This window comes from Dyadobacter fermentans DSM 18053, assembly GCF_000023125.1.
Taxonomy (GTDB): Bacteria; Bacteroidota; Bacteroidia; order Cytophagales; family Spirosomataceae; genus Dyadobacter; species Dyadobacter fermentans.
On sequence record NC_013037.1, the window covers coordinates 1,271,977 to 1,293,886 of the forward strand.

Consider the following 21,910-nt stretch of genomic DNA (forward strand, 5'->3'; position numbering starts at 1 on the left):
ATATTCATTTGGATAGTCATCCAATTAAATCGACTATCCAAATGAAAAACTTTATCAGCCAACTACTGGTTGCACTACTGGTAACTTTCCCGCTGCTTCAATGCCAGCATGACAGGCCTACTCCTTCTCCCGGAGAAAGTCCGCAATCCGTTTCAATGGTTATTACCGCCAAAGATGCGGAAAGACTTGTTCTTGCCGGACTTTCGGAAGCCACGAATGCTACTTCCAGAACTTCTGCTGCAAATGCCGGTGCCTCCAAACGAATCAAAAACGTTCGTACTTTGAACGACGACGAGGGCAGTCCCTTAATGCACATCATTCATTTTGAGTCGGATACAAGTCCTGATGCAGGTTTTGTGATCATTGCAGGTGATAGACGTGTCATCCCGATTCTGGCAAAAGGCGACAGCGGCACATTCGAACCGGACGGCGAGAATCCCGGGCCCCGCATCTGGATCGAGCATGTAAAGGTTGAAGTGGCGGAGGGTAAAAAGCACGTCAACGAGCCCGGCAAGGGTATCGAATTAATGTGGCGGAAGCTGGAAGACGGAAATGCGTTGACATGGGGAAAAAGGAATAGTGAACCACCCATTGACCCTACTAACTGCCCGGCGGATACGTATTACAGTAGCGGGCTGCTCATCACGTCGCAATGGATGTCAAAAAAGGCGTACAGCATGTACTGTCCATCCAAAAGTTGCGATGGTTGCCCTACGGCAAATGCAGGTTGTGGCGCAGTTGCTATCGCCCAGGTTTGGAATGCCTCGTGCAATCAAAAGCCCGCGACATATTCAATTGCACCGGGGCCGGTTACGAATTACAATTTCCCCTTAAACGATAAGATTTTACGACTAACTGTTCATCAGCGAATCTTGCCGATCAGCAGATTGCGAACATGATACGCGTGGCTGGAATGTTCGCCGGCTCCAATTACAACCTGCTCGGGTGCAACACATTCACTTTGCGTGAGAACATTAAGTTGGCATTCCAGGCAGCCGGCTATTCCAATTCGGGAAAAAGGTCGGCGTTCAACAATGTATTGAATGAAGTTAGGTCAGAACTTATGAGTGGTCACCCCGTTATCATGGACGGTACGAACCAGTTTCTTGGATTTAACAATTGGCACATTTGGGTGATTGCCGGTATACAGGAAACGATTCTGCACGGAGTGGTTGAATTAAACGGGGCGGCAACTTGCATGGCCTGGACTTACAACTTGTACTACCTCAATTGGGGCTGGGAAGGAAGTTCAGACGGGTGGTATGCCGGCGGAAATTTCATGGGTGGCAACCAAAATTATGATACGGCGCTGAATGTAACTTACGGCATGCGGAAATAATTATGAATAACAAAAACTGTACAACATGGCTGATTTTCACCGCACTATTATGCGGTTGTGAATACAAGTATGGCCCGCAAATATCGTCAATGACTAACCGATCCACCTACGAGGCGGATCGGACTTACCATCGAAAGTCTGACAGAAACTTCTACTACGACAGCACACACACCCGGCGAATCATATTCAAAGGGTTTGATACGATAATGGTGGAAGACAACGGCAAAATCAGTGCGGTCATTTTTAAGATTACCAGGAAGATGATGCCTGGAACCGGGGAAGAAGAATCTCCTCATAGGATTTACCAGGGACGAGACTCGGTACATAATAGAAAATGCCTCCGGCTAACGCTTGAAGACGTCGACATAAACAAGCCCAGAATTGTAACCAGTGAGGTAATGGACGGCGAGTATAATCCCGCCGCCGATTCAATATGGACTTACTACAAATATCTAAATTTGAACAAGTAATGTGCACTAACAATTACTAAGAAACGTCCGGTAAGGGATGTTCATTTATTGCGTATAGCGATCTGCAAATGAACATCCCTGTCCAAAACCTATTTCCTAACCAGCAACGCCACGTTCTCCACATGGTGCGTGTTCGGGAACATATCTACCGGTTGCACGCGGGTGACTTCGTAGTCTTCCGACATTAGCGCCAGATCCCGTGCCTGGGTAGCCGTATTGCAGCTAACGTACACGACGCGGTCGGGGGCGGCTTTGAGGATCGTTTCGATCACGGGCACGTCCATGCCCGCGCGCGGCGGGTCGGTGATGATCACGTCGGGGCGGCCATGCGTGTGCAGGAAGCTCTCGTTCATAATCGCGCGCATGTCGCCGGCAAAGAATGCAGTGTTGGTAATGCCGTTCAGTTGGGAGTTAATGCGGGCGTCCTGGACCGCTGCTTCCACATATTCCACGCCTACCACTTTTTTGGCGCTGCGCGCGACGAAGTTGGCAATTGTGCCCGTTCCCGTGTAAAGATCGTAAACCGATTCGTTGCCCGTCAGCTGTGCGTAGTCGCGGGCGACGCTGAACAGTTTGTAGGCCTGCTCGGAGTTCGTTTGGTAAAACGATTTCGGCCCGACCAGGAACGTCAGGTCCTCCATTGTCTCACGGATCACCTTATCTCCCGCGTAATGGATCACTTCCTGATCCTGGTAGGAATCATTCCCCTTTAAGTTCACGATGTAATTCAGCGAGGTGATTTCCGGGTGGTTCTCATGCAGGAACGCCATCACTTCTGCAATAATATCGTCGTTCTGCTCGCCGAATTGCACGATCACCATCACGTCGCCGGAGTTGGCTGTGCGGATGATCACATTGCGCATAACACCCACATTGAAACGGACATCATAATAAGGATAGCCCTTTTCCTCCGAGAAACGGTGCAGCGAATTGCGGATCGCATTCGACGGGTCGGGTTGCAGGTGGCAGTGGTCTACGGTGAAGATTTTGTCAAAACGTTTTGGCACGTGGAATCCCAGCGCGGTTTTAGCAAAAGGCTGTCCCGAATCGAGCTGCTCCTTGGTCAGCCAGCGCCAGTTCGAGAAAGTGAATTCCAACTTATTGCGGTAATATTCAGTCTTAGGGGCAGCGAGAATCTCGTTGATCTCAACATTCCTGATCTTTCCTATCCTTTCAAAATGATCCACAACCTGCTGCCTTTTGAACCTGAGCTGGTGGTCGTAGCCGATATGCTGCCACTTACAGCCCCCGCAAAACCCGAAATGTTCGCAATAGGGTTCCGTACGTAGCGGGGATTGCGAATGGATTTTGGTGACGATCGCTTCCTTCAATTTCTTCTTCGTGCGGACCACCTGAAGATCGACGATGTCACCGGGAGCCACATTTCCTTCTACAAAGATTACGCCGTCTTCCGATTTAAATATACATTTGCCTTCTGCCGCAAAATCGGTAATTTCAACGTACTCGTACTTGTTACTCTTAGACATTATTTCCTGTTTTAATTACTAAATCCCAATATCCTATCGGATCAATTTTACTGCCGCATCATTCCATGAAAAAACGGTTCATCTTATTCATTCTGATGCTGTTTGCCATTTGCGAAGCCCGTGCGACGCACATCGTCGGCGGACAGCTCTTCATCACGCACAACCAGGACAGCTATTACAACTATAACATGGGCCTTACGATGTACTTCGACGCCCTGAATGGCAATCCCGGCGCGGAAGATCCGTTTGTTACGATTTATGTCTTCAGAAAGCGCGACAACCAGGCCGTAGGGTATCTTGAAGCCCCAAAAATAGAACGAAAATCGGTCAACTACGCAAACCCGCTCTGCGGAATCTCAACACTGCAAACTTACCAGATCACATATAGCGCCACCGTGCACCTCACACCGACCGAATTCAGCGATCCGCAGGGCTATTACATGGTGTGGGACCGGTGCTGCCGGAACGGGACGATCACGAACATACAGGCGCCCGGCGACGCAGGCAGTTTGTTTTACCTCGAATTCCCGCCGCTTTTCAAAAACAATGCAAATTTCAAAAACTCCTCCCCCGTTTTTCCTGAAATCAAAGGAGATTATGCGTGTGTGAATTCGCCATTCTTGTTCGATTTTGGCGGCACCGATGCCGATGGCGACAGCCTGGTATATTCGCTGATCACGCCCATGCAGGGCTATGCCGACAAATCCAACCCCAGCGCACCTGCCCGCGGCTCATCAAACTACCCGCGCCTGACTTGGGTCAACGGCATTACGGTCGATAACATGATCCCCGGCCCCGCGCCATTGAAGGTGAACCGCACCAATGGCATGCTGTCCGTCACCGCCGGGTCTATCGGATTGTACGTGTTTGCCGTGCAGGTGGATGAATACCGCAATGGCCAGAAAATCGGTACGCTCACGCGGGATTTCCAGCTCAAAGTCGTCGACTGCCCCAAAATGGACCCGCCCAAACTGTTATTCAAACCAAAAGGGAAGAACACTTATTACACGGAAAATGAAATAATTACCGTCAAAAAAGATGATCCCAATTGCTTCGAAGTAATGGTGACCGACCCGACGGTAAACCAGATCGTAAGCGTTGAGGGCGCGACGGTCAACAACTCCAAGAACTACTTTACCGTGCTTCCGGCCCAGTTTACCACGAAAGTCCCCAACGACACGCTGAAATTCCAGGTCTGCCTGGAAGACTGCTTCGTCACCTACGACAACCGCCCGATCCGTATCAGGCTGGTGGCGCAGGACGGCAGCTGCCCCTTTCCGCTTACCGACACCCTCAACATCTACATTCGCCGCGAAAACAGCAGCAACAATGCTCCGAGCGTGTCAACGTCGCTCGGGGGCGACTACGTGCACGTGAAGGCGGGCGTGCCTGTGACGTTCGATGTATTCGGCAAGGACCCCGACAAAGACAAGCTCGCGCTTTCGGGCCGCGGCCAGGATTTCAATATGACCGATATGGGAATGGAGTTCAAACCCGTGAGCGGCCAGGCCAGCGTACAGCAGAAATTCACCTGGGTGCCGCCCTGCAATGCCAAACAGGGGGACACGCTCGCCGTCGATTTCAAGGTGGAGGACATGCGGTGCGAAGGCAACCCGATGCCGGTTTCGAAGCCCGTGTATTTTATCGTCGACGAATCGCCGAATCGCCCCCCTGCCGTGCGCACCTCTCTGCCGATCCAGGAGATCACTTATCAGATTGGCAGTCCGCAGGGAATCACGTTCGATGTGCTGGCGACCGATCCCGACACCAATACGATCGTTCTGACGGCCGCAGGCCGCGGCTTCGACATGAAGAATGCCGGAATGATTTTCGAGGCCAAATCGGGCGTCAATTCCATCACTTCGCCGTATGCCTGGAACCCCGAATGCATATTGCTCGACGGCCAGCCCGAGCAGGCCTTCCTGGTCGACTTCATCACGCAGGACAAGAGCTGCGCCGCGGCCACCGACACGACCACCGTGAAGGTCATTTTAAAAGACAGCGGCACCACCCCTTTCCCCGAATTCCCGAACGTAATCACGCCCAACGGAGATGGAAAAAACGACTGCTTCGTATTCCAGGAACTCCCGGCCGACAACTGCCAGGATTATTTCAAGGACGTCACGATCTTCAACCGCTGGGGAAAACAGGTCTACTATTCCAAAGTACGCCCAAACGACTGGTGCCCCGACAAAATATCCGGCGGCTACTATTATTATGTGATCCAGTATACCAAACGCTCGTATAAAGGCGGGCTCACAATTCTTAAATAGCTGATAATCAATTCTATAATCCTGCCACATTTAATATTTTTGTAGCGATATATATTTTTCATATGTATTTAACATTCAATACTTTTAAAACATATTTCTTTACCTAAATGTATTTTGCATACTATACTTTTGTTTGCAATCACTTAGTAAGGCCGATTTCGATGGCGACGCAATCCTTTAATTACATTTTTTACAGTATAGAAATATGTTAAATATTAAACATACATTACTTTTTATACTTAATAAACATATAAAAAGTATTTTACGTTAAAAATGTATTTTGATCCGGCAACTACTGTCAGGCCTATGTTTCGATCTAACATTTCCCACTCGGAAGCTTGCATCAAATCAGCTAACAATCCCTCACTTCTTGCATTTCTAAAAAATTCCTGCACCTTCATACTGTAATAATAAACATTACAGTATGAACAGCGGCCGCTTTGCCATTTCGGTACACATTCTCACTTTACTGGCTTTCTCGGAAGACGAATGGACGTCGTCGGAATATCTGGCGGGGAGCATTAACATTAACCCCGTGCTGGTGCGGAAAGAACTGGGCAATCTTCGTGAGCGCGGGTTGGTGGCGAGCAAGGAGGGGAAGTCTGGCGGCAGCCGTCTTGCGAAACCCGCCGGCCAGATATTTATGTCGGAAGTGTACGAGGCGGTGAGGCAAAAAGACCTGCTCGGAAAGGGTATCAACTCCCCCAACCCCGACTGCCCTGTCGGCCGGAAGATCAACGATCATTTGGACGGTCTTTATGACGCCGCTGAGCAGACTTTGCTGGCTAGCCTGGGTAAAGTATCGCTCGCGGAGTTTTGCGCCAAATTCGGGTAGTTTATTTAACCAAAACTGTCACATTTTTTATTTCAGTAATATTTAATCTTAAAATCAACACTTATGAAAATTGCATTGATCGGCGCTACGGGATTCGTGGGCAGCCATGTTTTGACGGAACTCGTGTCACGCGGCCACCAGGTGACGGCCATTGCCCGTAATATCGACAAGATCGACGCCAGCAGCGGCCTGGTGACGGCGCAGGCGGCAGACGTAACCAATGCCGATGAAGTTGCCGCTGTCGTTGCGGGGCATGATGCGGTCATCAGCACGTTCAATTCGGGCTGGACGAACCCGAATATCTACAACGACTTCCTGAATGGAGCAAAGGCGATCCAGGCCGGCGTGAAGCAGGCAGGTGTAAAACGCTTCCTCACAGTGGGCGGTGCGGGGAGTCTGGAAATCAAGCCCGGCGTGCAGCTGGTGGACACGCCCACTTTCCCCGAATCTTATAAAGCGGGGGCGACAGCAGCACGCGACTATCTGAATTACCTCAAAACCGAAACAGATCTCGATTGGACTTTTCTAAGTCCGGCTATCGAGATGTCTCCCGCACATCCGGGTGAGCGTACCGGCAAATACCGCACCGCTCTTGACACCCCGGTGCTCGATGAACACCAGCGCAGCCGCCTGTCCGTAGGCGACACGGCCGTCGCGATCGTGGACGAGATAGAGCAAGGATACTTCATTAAGAAGCGCTTCACCGCTGCCTATTAGGTGATTACATTTGATACATTCATAATGTATTAAATAGTGAGATACGTATCAAATGTACGTGGCTTTCTGAACATTCTTTCAATATCAAACTTTCAGTTAGTCCCTTACATTTGAACTGAGTGGTTGGTGCAAATAAGCTGTATACTTTTCTAGTGCATGAAAAGTATACAGCTTATTTTACTTTTCATACATTTTATTCATTTAAAACGTGACGTTCATATCCGTAATTTTGACTCAAATGGTTCATATGTTACTTTTTATCCTTTAATTACTTTTGATGCTTTTATCACATTATATACATTACATACTTTTACTACTATTATTCATTTAGATACTTATATTTAGTATTAAACATTTGCTGTTCTTCCCTGTTAACACTTTTAATACATTAACTGCATCTAATAATACAATCAATACTATAAATATTATAAGTATTAAATATATAGATGCTTACATCCTTCTGGCAGTCAATTATTTAAACCACAAAATAACTCACACCTGCCGTTCAGCATCCTACAAACTCACATGCAACCTGCTTTGCTCACGCTGGCATTCCTGGCGGTTTAGCGTGCGTTGCGGGGTTGTTTTTTGGCTAACTTTGTGCTCTTAAAATCCCCAAAACATGGAAACAAGTGAGAAAAAATCTTCGAAAGAACAGCTGGCCAGGCTCTCGGCGGCGGCATTAAAGAACAAAACAGGCCGTGGATGGAAAGAATGGATCCAGTGGCTGGACGACCTTGGCGCTGATAAAAAGACTCCGAGGGAGGTGCAAGCTGCGCTGGCCGAACATGTGGACAATGTGTGGTACCGGCAGAAAATCGCGCTCGGCTACCGCGAAGCCAGGGGCCTGCGCGGCGTGGGGGAGCTCGAATCTGGTTATGAAATCGGCGTTACAAGGACTTTTCCGATCCATTCGAGCAAGGCATGGGAGGTGCTGACGTCCGAAGAAGGACTGGCTGCATGGGTCGGCGATCTGGAAAACGGCACCATCGGCCCGGCCGAATCATTCACTACCAAAGAAGGCATTACCGGCACGATCACCGTCCTCCAACCCGGCTCGCATTTCCGCATCGCATGGCAACCGCTGCATTGGCGCCAAAGCTCGATATTGCAGGTGCGCGTAATAGGCAGCAAAAGCAAAAATGCAGGCAAAAGCGTGATCAGCTTCCATCACGAAAAGCTTCCGGGCGCCGGCGACCGCTCCGCCATGAAGCAGCGTTGGGAAGAAAAACTATCGCATCTGGCTGAAATAATTAAGGGAAAATAAGGTTCTTTGTACCCCGATTTCATAGCCACCAATTATATACCAATGACGTTCCGTGTTGCCAGCCTAATTTTACTTTTTATACTTTTAAGCCATTCAAACCTTTTTGCCCAGCGCTTCCTAATGGACCTTGTGGACACTACAAACCAGATGGGAAAAGGAATGCTATCGATCTACGAACGTTATAACCGGGTGAGAATCAGCGGTTATATTCAGCCGCAGTTCCAGGTTATTTCCAAAGAGGGCGCAGAAACATACGCAGGAGGGAATTTCTCGGGGCTTTCCAATAACCGCTTCATGCTCCGGCGCGGGCGCCTTCGCGTGGACTATGCCCACCTGAACAAAAACAATGATCCGACTTCCTATTTCGTATTTCAGTTTGACGGCACCGAACGCGGCGTGGCCATCCGCGACTTCTGGGGAAGGTTTTATGAAAACAAGTTCAAGATTTTTGCATTGACTACCGGGATGTTCGCTCGGCCATTCGGACATGAAGTGAACCTGTCGTCGGCCAACCGCGAAACGCCCGAACGCGGGCGCATGTCGCAGATCCTGATGCGAACCGAGCGCGACATTGGTGCGATGCTTACCGTAGCCAGCCGCAAATCGGACCTGTGGCACCAGAAGCTCAAATTCGACATCGGGGTGTTTAACGGACAGGGAATGTCCGGACCGATGGATTACGACAGCCACAAGGACGTGGTCAGCCGCCTGAGTATGAAACCGACCAAGATCCGCGCGCTGGGTAATGCCACGCTCTCCGCGGCCATGTCGGGCTACGCGGGCGGCATTGTGAGCCAGGGCAACATATTATATAAAACCGAAAGACTGGGCAGCGAATACCAGGTCGTGCGGGACTCGTCGGCTTCTAACCTGCACAAAGTAAGGCCTCGCAACTATGCCGGTGCCGATTTCCAGCTCGCTTTCCCGAACCGGAAGGGCGAAACGGAGTTCCGTGCGGAATACATTAAAGGACAACAAACGGCGACGTTCGGCACGAGCGAAACGCCCGGCACGTACCCGACCACCAACGGCGTGAAAGATCCGCTCTACACCCGCAGCTTCGATGGTGCCTATTTCTATTATCTCCAGCACCTCGGCAGCCTGGACCATCAGTTCATCATGAAATACGACTGGTATGATCCCAACACCAAGGTTTCGGGCCGGGAAATTTCGGCAGACAATGGGTTCGGAAAGGCTGATCTGAAATATAACACGCTGGGAATGGGCTATGTATACATGGCCAACGAGTCGCTGAAATTCGTTTTTTACTACGAGTTTGTGCGTAATGAAAAGTCGTCGCTTGCCGGTTACGAAAGCGACGTTTCCGACGACGTATTCACTGCGCGCGTCCAATACAACTTCTAGGAGCCGAATCTTTCGGACAATACCTTTTTCCGGTAGACAAAAATCGCATTCACTTCCCGGTTCACGATCATCCGGTCTACCAGATTTCCCAACACGCCGAAAGGCACTTTATAATGCAGGATATCTTCCATCAGCACGCCGCCGTTTTGCTCTGTGAACCGGTGCTGGTGGTGCCAGAATGCATAGGGACCAAAGCGCTGTTCATCCACAAAATACTGTTTATCAACCACATGCGTGATTTCCGTACACCATTTGAGCGGAATACCCATGAGGGGCTTAACGATGTAGCGGATGATCTGGCCGGCGTACATGCGGTCGCCGTGCGCCGATGAGGTCACCACAAAACCCATGTGAGGCGGCGTGATGTCTTTGAGATTCGAGGGGTTGGAAAAAAAGTCCCAGGCCTCGTCGAGGCTGATCGGGAACCATTGCTTGAAATACAGCTCGCGCATGTCAACTTGTTTACCTTAATATACGTTAAATGAATGATCCGGATTAAAAATCCGGGCCGAAACTTTCTGGCACAGTTTTCTCACATTCAAAACAGTACTTAACTCCCAAGGACATGAACAGAAAACAGCTTGCAACCACAACCATTTCTATCCATGCAAGCCCTTCTGCGGTGTGGAAGGCATTGGTAGATCCCGAACTCGTCAAAAAGTATTTTCACGGCACCGAAATGCGTTCCGACTTCGAAATTGGCAGCCCTATTACCTTCGAAGGTGTCTGGCAGGGCCAGCATTATGTCGATAAGGGGGAAATCCTGCGGATTACGCCCGAGCGCGAACTCAGCTATTCGTTCTGGAGCCCGCTATCCGGTACCGAGGATTTTGAGGATAATTATACTCATGTAACCTTCCATTTGTCGGAATATCACGACAACACGACGCTGGTAGTAACCCAGGATAACCTGGACGACGACGAGGCCGTGGTGAAGGCCGAAGGGAACTGGATGAAAGTGCTGCACGATCTGAAAAGGGTTGTGGAGGAAGAACGGCTGCACGTGCTTTGACCGCCCGGAGATATGCAAAACCCGTCGGCAGCGAGCCGGCGGGTTTTGTATTTTTCAAAGTTTCATCGACAATGCGATCCGCTTCCTGGCGAGGTCTACCTCGGTGACTTTCACGGTCACGTGCTGCTGCAACTTCACGACTTCGTTCGGATCTTTCACAAACTTCTCGGCCATTTGTGACACGTGCACCAGGCCGTCCTGCTTCACGCCCACATCGACAAACGCGCCGAAGGCTGTGATGTTGGTGACGATGCCCGGGAGCACCATTCCGACTTTCAGGTCCTCGGGCTTCCGGACGGAACTGTCGAACTCAAACTTCTTGATTTCCGCGCGCGGGTCACGCGACGGTTTTTCCAACTCGGCCAGGATGTCCTTTAACGTAGGCAACCCCACCGACTCCGAAACATACTTTTCGATCCTGACCTGCCGCCTCAGCTCGGCTTTCTGCATCAGATCCTTCACAGTACTGCCTGCATCCTTCGCCATTTGCTCTACGAGGGCATATCGCTCCGGGTGTACTGCGCTGTTATCCAATGGATTAGCTCCATTTTCAATACGCAGGAAGCCTGCGGCCTGCTCGAAAGCCTTGGCCCCGAGGCGCGGCACTTTCAATAATTGCTGGCGTGATTTGAAATTTCCGTTTTTAGCCCGAAAATCCACGATATTCTGCGCCAAAGCGGGCCCAAGGCCCGAAACATAGCGCAGCAAATGCTTGCTCGACGTGTTGAGATTTACGCCTACGGAATTCACGCAGCTTTCTACGACTATATCCAAAGCATTTCGCAATGAATTCTGATCAACATCGTGCTGGTACTGGCCTACACCAATGGATTTCGGATCGATCTTCACGAGCTCCGCAAGCGGGTCCATAAGCCTGCGCCCGATCGACACAGAGCCGCGAACGGTAACATCCTTATCGGGGAATTCCTCCCGCGCCACTTCCGACGCCGAGTAGATGGACGCGCCCTGCTCGCTCACCATGAAAAGCCCGATTTCCGAAGATTTTTCCGAACCGTCGAGCAGCTTCTTTACAAAATCCTCCGTCTCGCGCCCAGCCGTTCCATTACCGACGGCGATGGCCTCCACCTTGTGCTTACGGATGAGCTCGCTGATACGTGCGGCGGCATCAGCCGGCTTGTCGAAAGGATAAATGACGTGGTCGGCCATGAGGTTGCCTTGGCCATCGAGCACCACTACTTTGCAGCCCGTGCGGTAGCCCGGGTCGATCGCCAGCACGGTTTTCTGGCCTAATGGCGATGCGAGCAGCAGCTGCCGCAGGTTTTCCGAGAAGACCTGGATCGCGGCCACGTCGGCTTTTTCCTTGGACAAATTGGCAAACTCCGTTTCAATGGACGGTTTCAGCAACCGCTTGTAACTATCGCCAATCGCGAGTTCGAGCTGGTCTTTACAGGCCTCCGTCCCAAACATAAATAGCCGGTCCAGCGCTTCGAGCGCCGAGTCCTCGTCCGGCGAAATATCCACGCTCAGGATTCCCTCTTCCTCGCCCCGGCGCAATGCCAGCAGCCTGTGGGAAGGTATTTTGGCCAAAGGCTCCGAAAACTCGAAATAATCGCGGTATTTGGCCCCTTCCTCCTCTTTTTTCTTTTTGACTTTCGACGTGATGACCGCCCCCTTCTGAAAAGTATACCGGATCTTCGTCCGCGCTTCCTGATTCTCGTTGATCCATTCGGCGATAATATCCCTCGCGCCCTGCAATGCATCGGCCGCATTGGCCACCTGATCATTCAGGAACGATGCTGCCTTGCCTTCCGGATCGCGCTCTTTTCCTTCAAAAATCAGCTTTGCAAGCGGTTCCAGACCCTTTTCAATGGCAATGGTTGCGCGGGTCTTTCTTTTCTGTTTATAGGGCAAGTAAAGGTCTTCGAGCTCAGTCAGTGAAAAAACGGCTTCAATCTTCTTTTTCAGATCGGGAGTGAGTTTCCCCTGCTCCCCGATACTCTTCAAAATAGCCTCACGCCGTTTCTCGACTTCCTGCTGCTTCTGCCAGGCGTCCCGGACGTTGCCGATCTGTACCTCGTCGAGCCCGCCGGTCGCTTCCTTCCGATACCGGGCGATAAACGGCACCGTGGCGCCTTCTTCGAACAGCGCAATGGTATTCCGCGCTTGCTTGTCGCTCACGCCGGCCTGTTGTGCAATTAGGGTGTAGTTCATGCTTACTAATGAAATTGGAACCGGCAAATAAAGCGGATATTCACGGTTTTCAAAACTAAAATTACCGGACGAACGACCAACGCACTTAACCGATTATATTTGGCTGGATTTAATGCGCTTCCCTAACCCTTACTGACATGAAATACCTTTCCGGAAAACCGCTGGCGATCGCATTCTTTGTGCTGTGCGTCCTGCTCGGTTCGCACTCTTCTTTCGCCCAAAACAATCCCAAAATCAATGTAATCGCCTTTTTCACGGGCAAGAACGATCGGGCACACGTCAGTTTTGTGCATGAGGCAAACCGGCGATTGCCCGAACTGGGCGCGCAAAATGGTTTTACTTATGATTCTACTTCCAATTGGGACAATCTGAATGCGGCATTCCTTTCCAAATACCAGGTCGTGCTCTTCCTGGATACAAGGCCGGAGACACCCGGCCAACGTGCTGCATTTCGGCAATATATGGAAAATGGTGGCGGGTGGATCGGCTTCCATTTCGCTGCATTCGCATTGACACCCTCGGCATACCCGCAGAACTGGGATTGGTACCACGAGCATTTCCTCGGCTCGGGGCAATACCAAAGCAACACCTGGCGCCCGACTTCGGCCATTTTGAAGGTGGAAGATTCGACAAGCCCGGCCACCAGGGGCTTAGGAAACACTTTTAAAGCATCGGCCAATGAATGGTACCGCTGGGAGAAAGACCTCTCCAAAAATCCTGATATTCAGATACTTTTATCCATTGATTCATCCAGCTTCCCGCTGGGCACCGGGCCGAAGCAGCACGAGATCTGGCACAGCGGCTATTATCCCGTGGCGTGGACCAATAAGAAGTACAAGATGCTTTATATCAATATGGGGCACAATGACATTGACTATGAAAACAAGACCAACAAGGAGCTTTCTTTGACATTCGATAACGATGTGCAAAACAGGTTTCTTGTGAATGCTATCCTGTGGCTGGGCACTAAAAAGCGGGGCCACCGGTAATCGGCAACCCCGTGTTAGTTTAAGGATTTTGAGATTCGATCTCGCCTACTTCATCTTCATCCGTTTCCTGCGCAGGCTCGTCGTCATCGATCCTTGAACCGGTGCTGACCTCCGGCGCGTCGGTGCCGGGCACGTCCGGGGTTGGGTTCAATGGGCCCGTATCACGCGGCTTTTCGGGATAACTGGGTGATGGCGGCTGGTGGCTCGGCCTCACCGCGGTTGGTGTGGTCGTATCGTTTTTGGTTTGGAAGTCCATGATCTTGTTTGTTAATGTAAATCCACCCCATCCTCAAAAACCATGCCTTAGCAGCCCGCTAATGCGCATTTAAATGCATTTGAAAGCGAAATCACGCACCTTTGCGTTCCAGCAAGGCCATATAGAAGCCGTCGAAACCGTCGCGCGCAGGCGATGACCGGTGTTCGGACACGAAGTTCCAGTCGGCCTGATGCCGCTTCATGAACGACCTTACTTGCTCTTCTGATTCGGAAGGCAGAATGCTGCACGTGGCATACACCATCTTACCTCCCTTTTTAACCATTTTCGAATAATTTTCCAGAATCTGGGCCTGTACCTTGCGGATTTTGTCCAGAAATTCGGGTTTTAGCTTCCATTTGCTGTCCGGATTCCGCCTCAGCACACCAAGCCCCGAGCAAGGGACGTCGAGTAGAAGCCGGTCGGTCGTTTCTGCAAGGTTTTCAATGATTTTATCGGAATTGATCAGCATTGTCGAAAGGTTGGTGACGCCGTTTCGGGCTGCGCGGCGTTCCAGTTCCTGTAATTTATGGTGTTCGATGTCCATTGCGAGAATGGAGCCGGTATTGCCCAGCAAAGCCGCCAAATGCAGGGATTTCCCGCCCGCCCCGGCGCACGCATCGATTACCGACATGCCCTCACGAATATCCAGATAGGGAGCGATCCATTGTGAACCAGCGTCCTGGACCTCAAAAAAGCCACTCTTAAAGCTGTCGAGCCCGGAAACGTTCAGGCGCTTTTTCAGAACAAGCGCTTCGGGTACGCTAGGAACAGGCTCGGCAATGTCCGCTCCAAGCAATTCTCTGACTGTTGACACATCGGTTTTCAGGGTATTCACCCGCAGGACAACCGGCGCGGTATGGTTCAGCGCCGCGAGTTCGGCGTCCCAAGCGGCTCCTAGTTCGGCCGCGCCTGTTTCATCGATCCAGTCGGGAATGGATTGGGCGATCTTGCGGGTGTTCAATCCCTCGCGGTATCGCTCGAAGACTATTTCAGCATTGATAGGGACGAACTCCGGCCATTCTGGGAGGCTGTCGGGTGCTTCAAGGCCATCCAGATGCACCGGCCGGATGAGCTGCCACACGCCCATAATCCGCCAAAAATCATCGCTTTCGACAGCTTTGTCTATCTGCGCAGCATATTTCACCAGCCGCCACCAGCGGACGATGCCGTACACATTCTCGGCAATGAAGGCACGATCGCGGGCACCCCACTTTTTGTTGGATTTCAATAGCTGTTCAACCACGCGGTCCGCTTGCCGGTTTTTGATAAAAATATCCTGCAATGCCTCGACACTAGCCGCAACAAGTCCTTTATGTAGTTTCAAAATTCAATTTTCCAGGTGAAACAAGACCACAAAATTGGCAATAGATCGCCTGGAAAGCAAAAGCATTTTGATTAGTAAATACTTTGGGGAAGGTCAATTGCGAAGGTAGTGCCGACACCGGGCTCGGACGTGATCTGGATCGTGCCACCGAGGCTATCGACCAGATGCCGCACCAGCGCCAGCCCGAAGCCAAAGCCCTGCTCGCCGCCCGTACCGCCGGTAGACGACGCCGTGCCGGACAGGATCGCCTCGATGTTTTCCCCCGAAATGCCTACGCCCGAATCGCCCACAGCAATGCGTAAAACGGGCTTTGCCTGGTCGATCAGTAATTGCAGGTCCACCACCACACGGCCACCCACAGGCGTGAATTTGATCGCGTTGGAGATCAGGTTACCGGTGATTTGCAGGAGTTTATTCTTAGAAAAATGGATATTTTCCGTCAACAGGCTCGTATTTACCTCGAATGCGATGCGCTTGTGCTTCGCCTGCGGTCCATACAGCTTTTCCAGCTTATCCTTGAAAATCGCTAATGTAAATCCCTGTCCATTAGCGACTTGTGGAGTACTCGCCGGTTTCGCCTTATCCTTATGCGATTCCAGGATTTCCTCGGCCAGGTCCAGGATGGAGTTTCCGCTTTTATGGATGAGGTTTATGAATTCCAGCACTTCGTCCATCCGGTTTTCTTCGCCCTGGTCGCGGATAATCTGCGCCAGACCTACGATCCCGCCCAATGGGCCACGGATGTCGTGCGCGACCTTTTTCTGCGTCTGCCGTGCTTCGAGCAGCCTGGATTTGAGGTTTTCCAAAACCTTGTGTGTTTTAAGGCGCGAAACAATCTCGTCGGCAATGATTTTCAGCAGCTCTATTTTCTCCGGTTCCAACGTTTTGCGCTCCTGGTCCAGCACGCACAATGCGCCGATATGCAACCCTTCGGTCGTTTTGAGCGGGATTCCATAATAGTACCGGACATTAGGGTCGCCGGTAACATAGAATTTGTCCTTGAAACGTTCGTCCACACTCAGGTCACCTACCTCGAAATGATCCGTTTCCATGATGGTGTACTGACAAACGGAATCCTCACGGAGCATTTGTTCAATGTCCAGACCATAATTTGAGATTGTCCATTGGGTAAGCGAGTCGATCAGATTGACCAGCGAAATGCGGGTTCCGGTAACTTTGGCGGCCAGTTTGGCCAGGTCCTGAAAAGTTACCTGGTAGTCCGAATAATCGATATCCAATTCGGCAAGGCTGAGCAAACGATCCATTTCATTGGCAGGAACCGGTGCATTAGAAGTACTCATATAGCATGCATTTTCGCTGATTCTACAATCGATCTTTAAAAATAGAGAACTACTTCGATAAAAAACAATTCCAGCTGGCCGGGTCATCAGAATTTGGGAAAGAAATCTCACGGGGAAATCCTCTGTAAAATGTAAACAAATGCGGGAATAACTTTTGCTATTTATGAACGGCAGCCTCAAGCCGACAGGCCCTGCACCAGGTCGCCATCGTAAGCCTTCTTGGAATAATTCTGTTTTGGAATTAGCTGAACAGTTGTATATTGTCACACCAACTAAATGCAGCGATTGGATTTTAACGAGCGCACGAAGACCTCAGAATCAACTTAACAACGTTAAGTACCAAATCTATCATTGTTAAATATAAAACCGTTGTTAAAATTAGCCGAATGAGCCACATATTGACAGTTTTGATTTTTACAACAGTTACCACTGTTAAATTTCAATTAATTTAATCTTGCATATTTTTAAGACCCAAAAATATCACGAAGTTCCTCCGACACGGATTATAAGAATGATAAAAATACTTTTTACTATATTTTTTTTAGCGGGATTTGCGCCGGCAGGGTCGCAGATTATCGTAGCTGACAGGATCATTGGTGAGTGGATCAATGAAGAGAAAGATACCCGGATCGAGATCTATAAGGAAGGCGAAGAATATTTCGGACGGCTGCTCTGGTCGGAGGACCTGTATGAAGCCGATGGAAAAACTTCCCGCAAGGATGTCCGTAACACAAATGAAAAACTGCGGGGCAGAAACCTGCTTCATGTGAACCTGCTAAACAACTTCGTTTTTAGCGAAGACCTTTGGGACGACGGCAAAATGTACGACCCGAAGAGTGGCAAGACTTACCATTGCCTCATTCGATTGCGGCAGGAAAAAATGGAAGTCCGCAGCTACGTCGGCTTTCCATTGCTCGGCAGGAGCACCTATTGGGACCGCGCCCGCTAAGCTCCCCTACCCCGTCCGCGAACGTTACTATACCCGCAGAAAGGACATTTTTGGCCAAAGAAATGAATACAATTGGCCTCAGCCGTGTTATGCTTCAAATCACGTATTGATCTTATGAAGCATTTCAAACTCGGCATTCTCGACCAGTCCGTCGTACGACGCGGCGCCAGCGTCGGGGAAGCCATTCAGGAAACCATTGCCACGGCCAGGCTGGCCGAAGAACTTGGTTACAGCCGTTTCTGGGTTTCCGAACACCATAATTCCACATTTATCGCCGGTTCCGCACCGGAAATGCTGATGGTAAAACTGGCCGATGTAACGCGCCAGATCCGCATCGGTTCGGGCGGGATAATGCTGCCCAACCACAGCGCGTTGAAGGTAGCGGAGAATTTCAGGATGCTCGAAACGCTCTATCCCGGCCGCATTGACCTCGGCATGGGCCGTGCGCCGGGCACCGACCGGCTCACATCATCGCTTCTCAACCCGTCCAACGATTTCAGCGAAAGCAGCTACCTCCGCCAGCTCGAACATTTGCAGCACTTTTTCAGGGACACGGCCGGCACCGAACGCGGGTTCATTTACGCCACACCCCAGTCGCCGACCATTCCCGAGCAATGGATTTTGAGTTCCAGCGGGGGCAGCAGCGCCATCGCCGCCCGTTTCGGCATGGGCCTCGCGGTGGCGAAGTTCATCAACGGGTTTGTGAAGCCGGACGTGGTGGAGGAATACAAGCGAAATTTCAGGCCATCGGACCAGCTCGAAAAGCCCAAAGTGATCATCTCCGCATTCACATTGTGTGGCGAAACGGAGGAAAAAGCGGCCGAAATGCGCAAGATGATGGACTACGTGCTCGTGGAATTCGAACGCGGCAAATTCGGGCCGTTCCCCGACCCCGAAACGGTGCGCAAATACCAGTTCAGCTTCGGTGAGCTCGACCGCATCCGCTACAACAGCGGGCGGATCGTTTCGGGCACCCCGGAATCGGTGAAAGAGCAGCTTACCAAACTCGCCGTCGATTTCGAAGCCGACGAGGTGATGGTCTCGACCATGGCCGATACATTTGAAAACCGCATCAAATCCTTCGAACTGATTTCGGAAGCATTTAATTTGAGAGAACCGGTTCTTTAACCTTAATTTGTGCGGACATTCCTTAGCCGACACTCATGAACCGTTTCGACCGCATTACAGCCATCCTGATCCAACTTCAATCCCGCAAAATTGTCAAGGCCCAGGACCTGGCGGAACGTTTCGAGATCAGTCTGAGGACGGTGTACCGCGACATCAATTCGCTTGCGGAAGCGGGCGTACCCATTATCGGCGAGGCAGGCGTGGGCTATTCCATTATGGATGGCTACCGCCTGCCTCCCGTCATGTTTACCAAGGAAGAAGCGCGTACATTCATCACCGCCGAAAAGCTGATGGAGAAATTCACTGATCTTTCGACGCAATCGCATTACCAATCGGCGATGTACAAAATCAAGGCGGTATTGCGGAGCACGGAAAAATCGATGGTAGAGAACTTGGAAAACCACATTGAAGTGCGCAGCCGACCGAGGGCATTCCACCAGCCCGACAGCAACACGCTCGATGTGCTGCTCAGAAGCATTTCCGAACGCAAAATCGCCAAGATCCTCTACGTCGCATTGAGCGCCTCCGAGCCGGTGGAGCGGGTAATCGAGCCGGTGGGCGTTTACCACGAAAACAATTACTGGTACACGATCGCATTCTGCCATCTCCGGAACGACTACCGCAACTTCCGCTCCGACCGCATACTGCAATGCGACATCACCGAGCGCCCGTTTGTGCACAAGCACGGCCCGCTGAAAGACTTCATGCACGATAGCTGGGAGAATGAAAACATCCGCCTCGTACGCGTGCGGGTGAACAAGCGCGCGGCGCGTTACATCCGCGAGCAGCGGACCGCCTACGGCTTCGCATCCGAAACCGAAACGGACGAATACGTTGAAATGACATTCCTCAGTCCATCGCTGGAATGGTTTGCGCGCTGGTACATGATGATCGCGCCGGAGGCCTGCATTATGGAGCCGGAATCGCTTAAAACGATCGTCCGGCAGCTGAATGAAAAAATCCTGGAAAATTTAAGTCACTGATAATTGCTCCTGACAAAGGGTTGTCATAAACATATATTTTCTTTGTAATGTACTTAAACAAAGGAGATATGTCAGCCACAATTGAAAATCCGACCGCAGAAAACAGCCTGGCCTATGCGATGAAAAATTTCGCTGATTACAACCATTGGGCCAACTGCACATTGGTGAACTGGTTGCGTACCAAACCGACAGAAATCCTCGAAACCGAGCTGAAATCGAGCTTTGCGACCATTCGGCTGACGCTCATCCACATCCTTGAAACACAGCGCTACTGGCTCTCGATCCTCAATCCGAACGCCCCGTACAGCGGCCAGGATTTCGATGGAGACCTCAACTCGACGTTTGATACACTTATAGCGCAATCTCAGGAGCTTGCGGAATACATTGAAAGCCTTACCACCGCCCAAATCCAGAGCCCGACGCTGATTGAAAGCCAGTGGTTCCAATGCAATTTTCCGAACTTCGAGTACATCATGCACGTGGTGAACCACACCACTTACCACCGCGGACAGGTCATCACGATGGGCCGTAACCTGGGCTTTACCGACGCGCCTATGACCGACTACAATTTTTACAATGTGATGGCAAAATAACCTGCATTGTCAAAATCCAATTTATTATCCGGCAAACAAAAGACTATAATTTTCATAGAGTAATATCATTTAGTTTGATACATTTGGGCTTTATCCACTTTAACCGTTCAAACCAAATGAAATTTGAAACCTTGCAGCTCCATGCCGGACAACAGCCCGATCCCGTTACCAATTCACGGGCCGTGCCTTTGTACCAAACCACTTCTTATGTGTTCAATAACGCCGAGCACGCTGCTAACCTTTTCGCTTTAAAGGAATTCGGCAATATATATTCGCGCATTATGAACCCTACCAACGACGTTTTCGAGAAGCGCGTGGCGGCTTTGGAGGGTGGTGTGGCTGCTTTGGCGACAGCGTCGGGGCATTCGGCACAGTTTCTGGCGATCAACAACATTACTACCGTCGGCGACAATTTTGTTACGACCTCGTTCCTGTACGGCGGTTCTTATAACCAGTTCAAAAACTCATTCAAAAACATCGGCGTCGAAGCGCGCTTTGCCGACGGCGACGATGTGAGCAGCTTCGAAAAGCTGATCGACGACAAAACCAAGTTCATTTACCTGGAAACTATCGGTAACCCAAGCTATTCCGTACCCGATTTTGAGGCATTTGCCGCGCTCGCGAACAAGTACGACCTGCCGTTGATCGTCGATAACACATTCGGCGCTGCCGGGGCGATTTTTCAGCCTATCAAGCACGGTGCGCACGTGGTGGTGCAGTCGGCCACGAAATGGATCGGTGGGCACGGCACATCCATTGGCGGGGTGATCGTGGACGCCGGCACGTATAATTGGGGCAATGGCAAATTCCCCCAATTCACCGAACCTTCACCGAGCTACCACGGCCTCGTCCTGAACGACGTGTTCGGCATCGGCGGACCGTTCGGCAACATCCAGTTTATCATCCGCGCACGCGTGGAAGGCCTGCGCGACTGGGGCCCTTCCCTCTCGCCATTCAACTCGTTCCTGTTCCTGCAAGGTCTGGAAACGCTTTCGCTCCGGGTGGAGCGCATCGCCGAGAATGCCCTGAAACTGGCCCAATGGCTCGAAAAACACCCGAAAGTAGAAAGCGTAAACTACATCGGTCTGGAAGGCAACAAATACCATGAGCTCGCTAAAAAATACCTCACACGCGGCTTCGGAGGCGTATTATCATTCTCATTGAAGGGCGATAAAAAGACCGCCGAACAGTTTGTCGACAACCTGAAACTAATCAGCAACCTCGCCAACGTAGGCGACGCTAAAACGCTGATCATCCACCCGGCATCCACCACGCATTCGCAACTATCTGAGGAAGAACAACTTTCCGCAGGCGTACTACCCACCCAGCTACGCATCTCGGCAGGTATCGAGCACATCGACGATATCATTGCGGATATTGAGCAGGCGATTGCTGTGCTTTAATGAGTGAATTTTGAATGAGTGACCGGGTCGCCGGAGCGATGAGGGAC

20 protein-coding genes are annotated in these 21,910 nt (G+C 50.9%); 14 read left to right on the forward strand and 6 right to left on the reverse strand.

The window, feature by feature from the left end; genetic code table 11:
• Nucleotides 1–41: 41 nt before the first annotated feature.
• Together DFER_RS05295 and DFER_RS05300 are read left to right on the forward strand one after the other, a co-directional pair.
• Nucleotides 42–899 (forward strand): Spi family protease inhibitor, encoded by an 858-nt coding sequence (locus tag DFER_RS05295; RefSeq protein ID WP_015810577.1) that lies wholly within the window; start codon nt 42–44, stop codon nt 897–899.
• Entirely contained in the window at nt 896–1,339 is a 444-nt protein-coding gene (locus DFER_RS05300; protein ID WP_083769045.1) for a C10 family peptidase, read from the forward strand. The genes DFER_RS05295 and DFER_RS05300 overlap by 4 nt, the downstream gene beginning before the upstream one ends.
• A gap of 559 nt (nt 1,340–1,898) precedes the next feature.
• On the opposite strand, the gene rlmD is transcribed toward DFER_RS05300, so the two are convergent.
• Entirely contained in the window at nt 1,899–3,296 is a 1,398-nt protein-coding gene (rlmD, locus tag DFER_RS05310) for a 23S rRNA (uracil(1939)-C(5))-methyltransferase RlmD (protein ID WP_015810580.1), read from the reverse strand.
• Nucleotides 3,297–3,361: 65 nt separating this feature from the next.
• On the opposite strand from rlmD, the gene DFER_RS05315 reads away from it, so the two are divergent.
• From DFER_RS05315 to DFER_RS05335, 5 genes are all read left to right on the forward strand, one after another.
• Nucleotides 3,362–5,569 (forward strand): T9SS type B sorting domain-containing protein, encoded by a 2,208-nt coding sequence (locus tag DFER_RS05315; protein ID WP_015810581.1) that lies wholly within the window; start codon nt 3,362–3,364, stop codon nt 5,567–5,569.
• A gap of 424 nt (nt 5,570–5,993) precedes the next feature.
• Complete coding sequence (locus DFER_RS05320; RefSeq protein WP_015810582.1) at nt 5,994–6,404, forward strand: Rrf2 family transcriptional regulator; 411 nt, start codon at nt 5,994–5,996, stop codon at nt 6,402–6,404.
• Nucleotides 6,405–6,467: 63 nt separating this feature from the next.
• Nucleotides 6,468–7,121: an NAD(P)-dependent oxidoreductase gene (locus tag DFER_RS05325; protein ID WP_015810583.1), complete on the forward strand. Its 654-nt coding sequence runs from the start codon at nt 6,468–6,470 to the stop codon at nt 7,119–7,121.
• A 622-nt stretch (nt 7,122–7,743) separates the two neighbouring features.
• The gene (locus tag DFER_RS05330; protein WP_015810584.1) at nt 7,744–8,388 is read left to right on the forward strand and encodes an SRPBCC family protein; all 645 of its coding nucleotides are present in this window, start codon (nt 7,744–7,746) and stop codon (nt 8,386–8,388) included.
• Nucleotides 8,389–8,547: 159 nt separating this feature from the next.
• Entirely contained in the window at nt 8,548–9,753 is a 1,206-nt protein-coding gene (locus DFER_RS05335) for a putative porin (protein WP_229206187.1), read from the forward strand.
• Here the strand turns inward: DFER_RS05335 and DFER_RS05340 are convergent.
• Nucleotides 9,750–10,205, reverse strand: coding sequence for an SRPBCC family protein (locus tag DFER_RS05340; protein ID WP_015810586.1), 456 nt, complete (start codon nt 10,203–10,205; stop codon nt 9,750–9,752). The two genes, DFER_RS05335 and DFER_RS05340, sit on opposite strands and share 4 nt — an antisense overlap.
• Before the next feature lie 113 nt (nt 10,206–10,318).
• On the opposite strand from DFER_RS05340, the gene DFER_RS05345 reads away from it, so the two are divergent.
• Nucleotides 10,319–10,765 carry an SRPBCC domain-containing protein gene (locus tag DFER_RS05345; protein ID WP_015810587.1) on the forward strand — a complete coding sequence of 149 codons (447 nt, stop codon included), beginning with the start codon at nt 10,319–10,321 and terminating at the stop codon, nt 10,763–10,765.
• A 54-nt stretch (nt 10,766–10,819) separates the two neighbouring features.
• Here DFER_RS05345 and DFER_RS05350 read toward each other — a convergent pair whose 3' ends face one another.
• Nucleotides 10,820–12,937: a Tex family protein gene (locus tag DFER_RS05350; protein WP_015810588.1), complete on the reverse strand. Its 2,118-nt coding sequence runs from the start codon at nt 12,935–12,937 to the stop codon at nt 10,820–10,822.
• 137 nt (nt 12,938–13,074) lie between these two features.
• On the opposite strand from DFER_RS05350, the gene DFER_RS05355 reads away from it, so the two are divergent.
• Nucleotides 13,075–13,926, forward strand: coding sequence for a ThuA domain-containing protein (locus DFER_RS05355; protein ID WP_015810589.1), 852 nt, complete (start codon nt 13,075–13,077; stop codon nt 13,924–13,926).
• 19 nt (nt 13,927–13,945) lie between these two features.
• Here the strand turns inward: DFER_RS05355 and DFER_RS05360 are convergent, their stop codons facing one another.
• The 3 genes from DFER_RS05360 to DFER_RS05370 all read right to left on the reverse strand — a co-directional run bounded on the left by DFER_RS05360 (nt 13,946) and on the right by DFER_RS05370 (nt 16,807).
• Entirely contained in the window at nt 13,946–14,182 is a 237-nt protein-coding gene (locus DFER_RS05360) for a hypothetical protein (RefSeq protein WP_015810590.1), read from the reverse strand.
• Between the two features lie 91 nt (nt 14,183–14,273).
• Entirely contained in the window at nt 14,274–15,506 is a 1,233-nt protein-coding gene (locus DFER_RS05365; protein ID WP_015810591.1) for an RsmB/NOP family class I SAM-dependent RNA methyltransferase, read from the reverse strand.
• Between the two features lie 71 nt (nt 15,507–15,577).
• A complete protein-coding gene (locus DFER_RS05370; RefSeq protein WP_015810592.1) occupies nt 15,578–16,807 on the reverse strand; it encodes a GAF domain-containing sensor histidine kinase in 1,230 nt (409 codons plus the stop codon).
• Nucleotides 16,808–17,318: 511 nt separating this feature from the next.
• Here DFER_RS05370 and DFER_RS05375 point away from each other — a divergent pair.
• The 5 genes from DFER_RS05375 (at nt 17,319) to DFER_RS05395 (ending at nt 21,863) form a co-directional block, all read left to right on the forward strand.
• Entirely contained in the window at nt 17,319–17,756 is a 438-nt protein-coding gene (locus tag DFER_RS05375) for a DUF2147 domain-containing protein (RefSeq protein WP_015810593.1), read from the forward strand.
• A 114-nt stretch (nt 17,757–17,870) separates the two neighbouring features.
• Entirely contained in the window at nt 17,871–18,884 is a 1,014-nt protein-coding gene (locus tag DFER_RS05380; RefSeq protein WP_015810594.1) for an LLM class flavin-dependent oxidoreductase, read from the forward strand.
• 35 nt (nt 18,885–18,919) lie between these two features.
• Nucleotides 18,920–19,867: a helix-turn-helix transcriptional regulator gene (locus tag DFER_RS05385; protein ID WP_015810595.1), complete on the forward strand. Its 948-nt coding sequence runs from the start codon at nt 18,920–18,922 to the stop codon at nt 19,865–19,867.
• 68 nt (nt 19,868–19,935) lie between these two features.
• Nucleotides 19,936–20,460, forward strand: coding sequence for a DinB family protein (locus tag DFER_RS05390; protein WP_050774631.1), 525 nt, complete (start codon nt 19,936–19,938; stop codon nt 20,458–20,460).
• Nucleotides 20,461–20,576: 116 nt separating this feature from the next.
• A complete protein-coding gene (locus DFER_RS05395; RefSeq protein ID WP_015810597.1) occupies nt 20,577–21,863 on the forward strand; it encodes an O-acetylhomoserine aminocarboxypropyltransferase/cysteine synthase family protein in 1,287 nt (428 codons plus the stop codon).
• Nucleotides 21,864–21,910 lie beyond the last annotated feature (47 nt).